Source organism: Pseudomonas sp., from assembly GCF_026224925.1.
Lineage (GTDB): Bacteria > Pseudomonadota > Gammaproteobacteria > Pseudomonadales > Pseudomonadaceae > Aquipseudomonas.
The window spans coordinates 1-8,944 of record NZ_JAMFRV010000105.1 but is presented as its reverse complement, the minus strand read 5'-3'; the positions used below and the strand labels follow the sequence as shown (position 1 = coordinate 8,944).

Below are 8,944 nucleotides of genomic sequence, written 5' to 3'. Positions count from 1 at the left end.
GGCCGAGCGCGCGGTGCGTCAATTGAATCTCACCGAGCACCCTGAGTTCGACCCGCGCCAACGCTTCTACCTCATGCCGCGCCTGAAAGAGCTGATCGCCAGCCTACAACCACAATGGTTCCCATCCACTTGGAGCGAGGAGCAAACATTGACCCCAGCCCAAGTATTTGAAAGTGCCGTGCTGGAGTTGATGGATCATACCTCTGTCGCGTCGGTGGGCAAAAGCCAACTGGTGACCATCGGTGTAACGCTAAAAGATAAGGAAACCGCTGCGCTCGCCGCCAACGCACTGGCCCAAGGGTATTTGGACAGCCGTCTCGATGCGCAAATAGGCGACTCATTGACAGCCAGCCGTTGGATGAACACGCGTCTGGTGGAGTTGCGCACCCAGTTGCAACAGTCCGAAAATAAACTGCAAAGTTATCGCGACGCCGAAGGACTGGTGGACGTGGATGGTGTGGTAACCATCAGCGCCAACGAGCTGTCGAAAACCAGCGACAGCATGGTCGATGCCCGTCGTCAGCGGGCCGACGCGCAGAGCCAGTACCAACAAGTGCTGGCCATGGGCAGCAAGGGTTCGGATCAGCTGTCGAGTATTCCGGCGGTGATCAATAACCCGGTCATTCAGCAATTCCAGGCAGACCAAGCGCGCGCGCAAGCCAAGGTTGACGAGTTATCGCGGCGCTACGGCGACCGGCATCCGAAAATGCTGGCCGCACGCTCTGATCTGGCGGCAGCCCAAGCGAGCATGCGCATTCAGGTCAACCAAGTGCTGGCGGGGCTAAAACGCAATTATCAATTGGCGCAAGCTAACGAGGACTCGTTACGTGCGTCGGTCAATAGCAGTCGGGCGCAGATTCAGGATATTTCACGCAAAGAGTTCAAGCTGCGAGAGTTGCAGCGCGATGTCGACAGCAACCGCTCGCTGTATGACACGTTTCTCACCCGCTTGCGAGAGACCACAGCAACCGCCGATATCGGGTCGAGCAATGCCCGGATTGTTGACGAAGCCGTCATACCGATGCAACCCAATACGCCGCGAAAGTCGTTGATTTTTTCGATTGTTGCGTTGTTGGCGTTGGGTCTGGGCTGCGCCTTCGAATTGCTAAGCGACTCTATGAAAAACACCTTCAAATCCAGCGAAGACGTTGAGAAAAAACTGCGCTTGCCGGTACTGGGTGTGGTGCCGTTGCTGAAAAAGAAAAACCGCGCGCGCATTGCTCGTCAATTCGAGCGCAACGACAACGCGGCCTTCAACGAAGCCATTCGAACCCTACGGACCGGCGTGATGCTCAACGATATAGAGGATCGACGCCGCATCGTGGTGATCACCTCTTCCGTCCCCGGCGAGGGCAAGAGCGCGATAGCGGTCAATCTGGCCTGCGCCCTGGGAAGGTTGGATCGGGTGTTGTTGATTGAAGCCGACCTGCGCCGCCCTACCCTAGCGCGCAATTTTGGCTTGAGTAACGACAAAATCGGCTTGGCGGACTTGATCAGCGGCCATGCTCGCAGTGAGGACTGTATCAGGCAGGTCGGCGAGATTGACGTGGTGCCTGCGGGGGCGGTGCCGTCCAATCCGCTTGAGTTGCTGGCATCGCCGCGCTTCCGAGCGTTTTTGGAGTGGGCCAAACAACGTTACGACCGAATTATCATTGATTCGCCGGCGAGCCAGTCGGTCAGTGACGCAGCGCTGTTGTGCGCAATGGCGGATGCCGTGCTCTACGTCGTCAAGTCCGACAGCACTTCTGTGCCACTGGTGCAGCGCGGTGTGGGCGAGTTGCTGCGTAACGGGGCGCCCGTCACCGGTGTGGTGCTCAATCAAGTCTCAGCGCTCAATGCACGGTATGGCCATCAAGGGTATTACGGCTACTTGCCGGGTGAAGTGAATAGCTAAGTAACAGGTGTCACGGGTTTGCCGCGTTATCAAGTGTTTAACGAAACCATTAGCACGCACCTGGGCGAAGACTTACAGGTAAAGGCGATCACTGAGGGGAGATCAACATGATAGCTCCACGCCTACATCCTTCGGTTAATCGACGCGGCCTGACGTTCTGGAGCCAGTGGTTTTGCGCCACAGTGTTGTCGAACCTGACCTTCTGCTACCTGGTGTGGCATAGGTTCGGTTACATCGCTGTGGGATATCGCGGACTCATGGTTATTGGCATGCTGAGCTCGGTACCCATCTACAGTGCCTTGCACGTGTACCACAAGCGCTACGGATACGGCTCGGGGCTGTTGCGGGTACTGGCTGGCTGGACAGTGCTGATGATTGCGCTGTATGGAATGTTGCGAATATTTCTATTTGAGCCCGGTCTTGACCATCGATTGTTGATCAGGGCCGCGGTGTTGGGTTTTCTGGCGCAGGCGTTTACGTATTTGCCGCTGCGCTATTTAATGATCCTGCATTCGCGCTGGCTGGGTTTCGAGCGTACCGCCGTGATCATCGGCACTGGCCCGCTGGCGTATACCTTGGCCAAGCAACTGCGTGAGCGTATTCCAGTGCTGGGTTTGGTGTCGATCGACGCCGAGGCGGTGCAGGTCGACACTGCGTTGCCGATTTTGTGTGGCTTGCAAGAGCTGCCCGAACGGGTTTTGCGCGACAAAATCAGGCGTGTGTACATTGCCCTGCCGCTGGCCAAGGCGGCGCTGATTGAGACGATCTACCTGAAGCTGCTGGACCTGAGCGTGGACGTTGTCTGGATACCGGATTTCAGCAGCATGATGCTGCTGAATCCGTCGATCTCGCAGATCGAACAATTCCCCGCCATTTACCTGAACGAGACACCAAACAGTTCTTATCCGGCGGCAACTTTGGGCAAGGCTTTATTTGATCGTGGTCTGGCGTTGGTCTCGCTGATCATCCTTTTTCCGGTGATGCTGGCGGTGGCCATTGCAGTGAAATTGTCGTCCCCCGGACCCGTATTTTTCCGACAGCCCCGCCATGGCTGCAACGGCTTGGTGATTGGGGTGTGGAAGTTTCGCTCCATGCGCCTGCACAACGACGTCGACGTGAAGCAGGCCTTCCAGGGTGATCCTCGCATTACCCGCGTCGGGGCTTTTTTGCGGCGCAGTTCCATAGATGAATTGCCACAATTGATTAACGTGCTGCGCGGCGAAATGGCGCTGGTGGGGCCGCGCCCCCATGCCATCGCGCACAACCAGTATTACGGCGACAAGATTCAAGCCTACATGGCCCGACACCGGATCAAACCCGGCATCACCGGCCTGGCGCAGGTCAGCGGCTTTCGGGGCGAGACCGAGACCCTGGAAAAAATGCAGCAGCGAGTCGAAAAAGACCTGATCTACATCAACGAATGGTCGCTGTGGCTGGACATCAAAATCCTGATCAAAACGCCTTTTACCTTGTTCTCACGCAATATTTATTGAGGGGTGATGGTGTACCTGGGTAACCCAGTAATCCTACAAGCCCGGAGAACGGCATGGCAGACCCCGAATTAAGTGTCACCGCGCCACAACCCCGCAATACGGGATGGCGACCCACGCTTCAGCAGTTTTTCCGGGGTCGCCTGGTGCGCAATATTCTGACGACCATTTCCGGTAGCGCGGGCGCGCAAGCCATCAACTTGGCGCTGATTCCAGTGATTATGCGCATCTATGGGCCGGATGCGTTCGGGGTGGTTGGTACCTTTCAGAGCTTGAGCATTATCCTGATTCCATGGTGTGCGCTCACCTACCCCACGGCGATCGTGCTGCCGGTGCACGACAGCGACGCACGGGGGTTGATTCGATTGTCACTGCGGGTGGCGGCCGTTATCTGCGGCACATCTGCGTTGCTGTTGTATGGCTTCGGCGCGCAGTTCGCTACGGCGATGGGCATCGACATCCTGATCCCCTACCTGATGCTGTTGCCCGTTGTCATGTTCAGTTCTGCCGTGCTGGAAATCACCCAGCAGTGGCTTTATCGCACCCAGCGTTTCAGCCTGACGGCACGAGGCGCGACGCTGCATGCGTTGCTCTATAACGCCACGCGGAGCCTGGCCGGCCTGGTCCAGGCATCGGCCCCTGTGTTGGTGGTAACCAGCGCGCTGTATTACATCATACACAGCTCTTTGTTGTTGATCGGGATCCGCCTTCGGCACGATTCCGGCCCTGCAACGAGTGACTCCCTGATTGACGACGAACCGCGCAAAAACCTGCGACAACTGGCCGCCGACTACCGAGATTTTCCGATCTATCGCGCGCCTCAAGTGCTAATCAACGCATTGTCGGTGCACATGCCGACGCTGGTCTTGGCATCCGCTTTTGGGGCGGTGCCTGCGGGGTTCTTCGCGCTGTGCCTGCAAGTGCTGGCGATGCCGAGCAATTTTATTGGCAAGGCCGTAGGCAGCGTTTACTACCCGCGCATCACGCAGGCGATTCACGCCAAAGAACCAGTAACCCGCTTGCTGGCGCGCGGGGTGGCGGGCATGGCGCTGGCGGGGTTGGTGCCCTTCGCCACCCTCGCCATCGCTGGGCCTTGGCTATTTAGTGTTGCGTTCGGCGCCCAATGGCAACCCGCCGGCGAATATGCGCGTTGGCTGGCACTCTCCGAATTTGCTGGATTTATCGGTGGCCCATGCCTGGTGGCCGTTCCCGCACTGTCTTTGCAAAAACGTTTTTTGATTGTCGAAATCGTCAGCACCAGCCTACGGATTCTAGCGGTATTGGCCGGCGCTTTTATCTTCAAAGAGGCGCTGGCGGTGGTCATGGCTTTTGCCGCTGCCAACGTGGCGATCAACTTGGCGATGATCGTCATTGTGCTGATTGAGGGGCAACACTGGTATCGCCGACTGAACCCCTGAGTACCTTGATGAGGTATCACCGATATGGACACAAAGCGCGCATTGATCACGGGCATCACCGGTCAGGACGGCTCTTACTTGGCTGAGCTGTTGCTGGGCAAAGGCTACGAGGTGCATGGCATCAAGCGTCGCGTATCAATCTCCACGACTCAGCGCATTGATCACTTGCATCAAGATCCAGAGCTGGCTAACCGGTTTTTTCTGCACGACGGAGACCTCAGCGATGCATCCAGTGTGACCCGCATCGTGAATCGCGTGCAGCCCGATGAGGTCTACAACCTTGGCGCGCAGTCCCACGTCGGGGTGAGTTTCGAGTTGCCAGAATACACCGCGGAAATTGACGCAATGGGCACGATGCGTCTGTTGGCGGCTATTCATGAGTTGGGGCTTGGGCATAAAACCCGTTTCTATCAGGCGTCCACGTCTGAGCTGTATGGACTGGTGCAGGAAGTGCCGCAGACCGAGTCCACCCCGTTTCATCCGCGCTCGCCCTACGCGGTGGCCAAGCTTTACGGCTACTGGATCACGGTTAATTATCGCGAGGCCTATGGCATGTATGCGTGCAACGGCATCCTGTTCAATCACGAATCTCCCCGGCGTGGTGAAAACTTCGTCACTCGGAAAATCACTATCGGTCTGGCCAATATCGCGCTGGGCCTGCAATCCTGCTTGATGCTGGGCAACCTGGACGCCAGGCGCGACTGGGGGCATGCCAAAGATTACGTGCGCATGCAATGGATGATGTTGCAGCAGGAGCACCCGGAAGATTTCGTGATCGCCACAGGCGTACAGTATTCAGTTCGCGACTTCATCACCTGGTCGGCCGCCGCGATGGGTGTGTATCTGCAGTTTGAGGGTGAAGGCGTCGATGAATTCGCCGTCGTATCGAAGGTCGAGGGTCACCTGGCGCCCGCGGTAGAAGTCGGGGATGTGGTGGTGCGTGTCGACCCCCAGTATTTCCGTCCGGCCGAGGTGGAATCGTTGCTGGGTGATGCCAGCAAAGCACGGATTAAGCTGGGTTGGGTCCCGGAGATCACCGCCCAGGACATGTGCGCCGAGATGATGCAGGAGGACCTCAGCGCCGCTATGCGCCGGGTACTACTTAAAAACGCAGACCCGCATCTGCCGTCGTTGAGACGCCCATCATGAGTACTGAGAACGTGTGCGCCATCGTTCTCAACTGGAACGGCGCGGAGCAAACGCTACAGTGCATAGCTTCGCTGGAGGCCTGCTGCTCGATTCCCATTGTGGTTATCGACAACGATTCGCAGCCCGAGGATTACCAGAAGCTGGCCGACTATATGGCCGGGTTCGACGCGCAACAGGCACTGGTCACCACTCAAGCGGACATCAAACACCAAGACCGCAAGTACGCACGCTGCCTGATCAGGAACAGCGGTAATTTCGGTTATGCCGGCGGCAACAATGTTGGCATTGATTACGCCTACCGGGCTGGTTACGACTACTTCTGGATAGTGAACAACGATGTCACGGTGGAAGAAGGCGCTCTCCACGCGCTGCTGGAAACGATGCACTCCGACCCGTTTTGCGGGTTCAGCGCCTCGGTCCTGGTGTATGCCGACAACCCGAACACTGTCCAGTGTGTCGGCGGCGGCACGGTGTACCCGTGGTTGGGCAAGACCAAATTGATCGGTAAAAACCTGGACCGTTCGCGGCTACACCTGGCCGAATTCCCCAAGCCGGACTATCTGATGGGCGCGTCAATGTTGGTTTCCTGTGAGGTCATCCAACGGGTGGGTCTCATGGACGAACGTTATTTCATGTACTCCGAAGAAGTCGATTGGCAACGCAGGGCTGCGGTCGAGGGCATTGGCTGCCAGGTTTCACGGCGCAGTTTTGCGCGCCACGGGGACAGCGGCAGCACCAAGGGTAAAAGCCATCTGTTTCACTTCTATCGAAATCGCGCGGCAATTATGTACAACCGTAAGTTTCACTCCATGACCTGCTGCATTGTGTCGTCGCTGGCGCTGGCGTCGATCACCGTGCTGCAAAACCGTCGAAGCCTGAAAAACATTCGCTATGGCCTCAAAGGCATCAGTGAAGGCTTAACGTTTTCCTGGCGTTGACGAAGCTAAATGTGACCTGTCCCGGGGCTTTCCACAGAGGCATCAGCACGGAGGTATGAGGCTGTGATCAGAGCACTTGTTTTCTATCGAACTCTTTTGTTCATGGTGCTGTTTCTGAATTCCGCGTGCTTATTTCTGACCGATAACAAATCAGCCGGACTGCCCTATTTGCGTGAGTTGTTTATCGGCGTAATTATGGTGTGCGCGCTGCTCCTGCTGTTGGTCTGGAAGCGCGCACAACAGTCACGGGCCAGTGTGTGGATCGTGTGTTTCGGGTTGCTGTTGCCGGTGTTATCGGCGCTGCTGGCCAACGCCAAATTTGGGCAGCCGCTGACGTTCGGTTTGCTCGAAGAGCGCCGCAGTTTTCTGTACCTGTTGTTCTTCCCGCTCTGGTATTTAATGATCAAGGCCCGCCCGACCCAGGAACAGCTGGAGCGGTTCTTTTTATGCTCGGGGCTGGCGTGTGTCGCCGTCGGCTACCTGTACTACGTCGGCGTGATTCCTGAGAACAGCGATGTGGCTTTCACCGTCGATGAAAAAGACTACGGGCTTGAACCGTTGCGGCCCAATCGCTTCAGCATCGGTGCGCCTTACGTCAGCGCTTGTGCCTTTATGTTGATGTACCGGCTCAAGCGCCACTTCTCAGTGGTCACCGTTTTGCTACTGCTGCTATTTGCCTCTTATTTGTGGCTGGTTATCCAGACCCGCAACACCATGTTGATTTGGGTATTGGCTGGCGTGTGGATCTTTCGCAGTCAATGGGGTGCATTACTCAAAGTAGGCGTCGCCCTGATCGCCATTTTGCTGGCGGCGTACTTCATTTTGCCGGAGGTTTTTTTCAGCGAACAATACGCGCGATTCAATGCATTGTTGGCCGAAGCCACCAGCGAGGGTGGCGTGCGCAGCACCACCGCCGACATTGTGCTGCGTGAGGTGGCGCAGAACTATTACATCGGCATGGGTGCCTTGTCGCTGCAATGGCAGAACGGCTTTGCGCGACTTTACAGCTCGTACTTCTACTTATCCGATGTAGGCCTGCTGGGCGTGTTCTATCGCTTCGGTTTTTTCACGCCGGTCATTGCGCTGATTTACTACGTAGGGTACTGGAGAATCATGCGTCAATGCCGCAACAAAGGTGATCTGTTGAGCGGATTGCAGTTGGACTTCTGGTTTAACTGCATCAACTTTTTTCTCTCTACATCGATCATGTATGGCGGCGAACTGACGGGGCTGGCCATCGCCAGCTTCGTCTACTTTGCCCGGGTACAGGTGGCTACCAACCAAGAAGCACTCTTCGTTTTGGCTCGAGATGTGCCTTATCAAAAAGAACATAACATATTGAATTAAATATATTTTCCTTTAGGAAATTATGGCGTGCTTCACTTCTTGGCGGGGCCGTAATCGGTGCACTGCGGGGCTTCGAGGTACTTGGCCAGAATGGGCCACTGTGGACGATCATGGCCATTTATCGGCTCCACGGCCAGCTTGTAATCGCCCCACGACTCGCCGGCTGACCAGTACGCCAACGGCACGCAGTAACGGCGCAGAAAACCGAGCAAGCGGTCGGTCGCATCGATCCAGCGCGGGTCATCGTCGGGAATGCCCATCTCACCGATTTGCCCACGACGGCCATGCAGTTGCAACCACTCGATAAAGGGTTTGACCCGTTTCACTGCAATGTCGGGATCAATGCGTGGGTCTTTGCGTCGTTTGTACTCACCGCCGCCGTCTTCGTCCAGGTACAGGTGTGCAGAAAACACCAGATTGTTGGCCGGATCTTTCAATGCCAGCAACTCATCGTTGTATTGCGGCCAGCGGGCGGCGCTGGACCATGACCGGCCCTCAACAATGATCAGCCGATGCGGGTCCACCGTACGAATCGCATCAATACCCGTTTGCGCAATCTCGGGCCAGCGGGCGTCAGAGTCGTCGTGGGGTTCGTTCATCAGGTCATAGGCGTACAGCGCCGGGGCGGCGTGCCAGCGCTGGGCAATGCGCTGCATTAGCTGTCGATAGTGATCGATGGTGACCGTGGGGCTGCCGATTACCTGATTT

General features: G+C 56.7%; 7 protein-coding genes. 6 read left to right on the top strand and 1 reads right to left on the bottom strand.

The window, feature by feature from the left end:
- From M0974_RS04695 to M0974_RS04670, 6 genes are all read left to right on the top strand, one after another.
- On the top strand, positions 1-1,894 hold a 1,894-nt coding region (locus M0974_RS04695), incomplete at its 5' end, for a polysaccharide biosynthesis tyrosine autokinase (RefSeq protein ID WP_297833408.1).
- Between the two features lie 107 nt (positions 1,895-2,001).
- On the top strand, positions 2,002-3,387 hold the full coding sequence (locus M0974_RS04690) for an undecaprenyl-phosphate glucose phosphotransferase (protein WP_297833406.1): 1,386 nt from the start codon (positions 2,002-2,004) through the stop codon (positions 3,385-3,387).
- Positions 3,388-3,440: 53 nt separating this feature from the next.
- Positions 3,441-4,802 carry a lipopolysaccharide biosynthesis protein gene (locus M0974_RS04685; RefSeq protein ID WP_297833404.1) on the top strand — a complete coding sequence of 454 codons (1,362 nt, stop codon included), beginning with the start codon at positions 3,441-3,443 and terminating at the stop codon, positions 4,800-4,802.
- Between the two features lie 24 nt (positions 4,803-4,826).
- Positions 4,827-5,951 carry a GDP-mannose 4,6-dehydratase gene (gene gmd / locus M0974_RS04680; protein WP_297833402.1) on the top strand — a complete coding sequence of 375 codons (1,125 nt, stop codon included), beginning with the start codon at positions 4,827-4,829 and terminating at the stop codon, positions 5,949-5,951.
- Positions 5,948-6,889: a glycosyltransferase family 2 protein gene (locus M0974_RS04675; protein WP_297833400.1), complete on the top strand. Its 942-nt coding sequence runs from the start codon at positions 5,948-5,950 to the stop codon at positions 6,887-6,889. Before gmd ends, M0974_RS04675 begins: the two co-directional genes overlap by 4 nt.
- A gap of 63 nt (positions 6,890-6,952) precedes the next feature.
- On the top strand, positions 6,953-8,236 hold the full coding sequence (locus M0974_RS04670) for a hypothetical protein (protein ID WP_297833398.1): 1,284 nt from the start codon (positions 6,953-6,955) through the stop codon (positions 8,234-8,236).
- A gap of 32 nt (positions 8,237-8,268) precedes the next feature.
- Here M0974_RS04670 and M0974_RS04665 read toward each other — a convergent pair.
- Positions 8,269-8,944 (bottom strand): cellulase family glycosylhydrolase (locus tag M0974_RS04665; protein ID WP_297833396.1); only part of this gene is annotated, 676 nt, incomplete at its 5' end.

Coding starts and splice junctions, on each gene's coding strand:
- M0974_RS04690 (WP_297833406.1), top strand. CDS start 2,002: ATGATAGCTCCACGCCTACATCCTTCGGTTAATCGACGCGGCCTGACG.
- gmd (WP_297833402.1), top strand. CDS start 4,827: ATGGACACAAAGCGCGCATTGATCACGGGCATCACCGGTCAGGACGGC.
- M0974_RS04685 (WP_297833404.1), top strand. CDS start 3,441: ATGGCAGACCCCGAATTAAGTGTCACCGCGCCACAACCCCGCAATACG.
- M0974_RS04675 (WP_297833400.1), top strand. CDS start 5,948: ATGAGTACTGAGAACGTGTGCGCCATCGTTCTCAACTGGAACGGCGCG.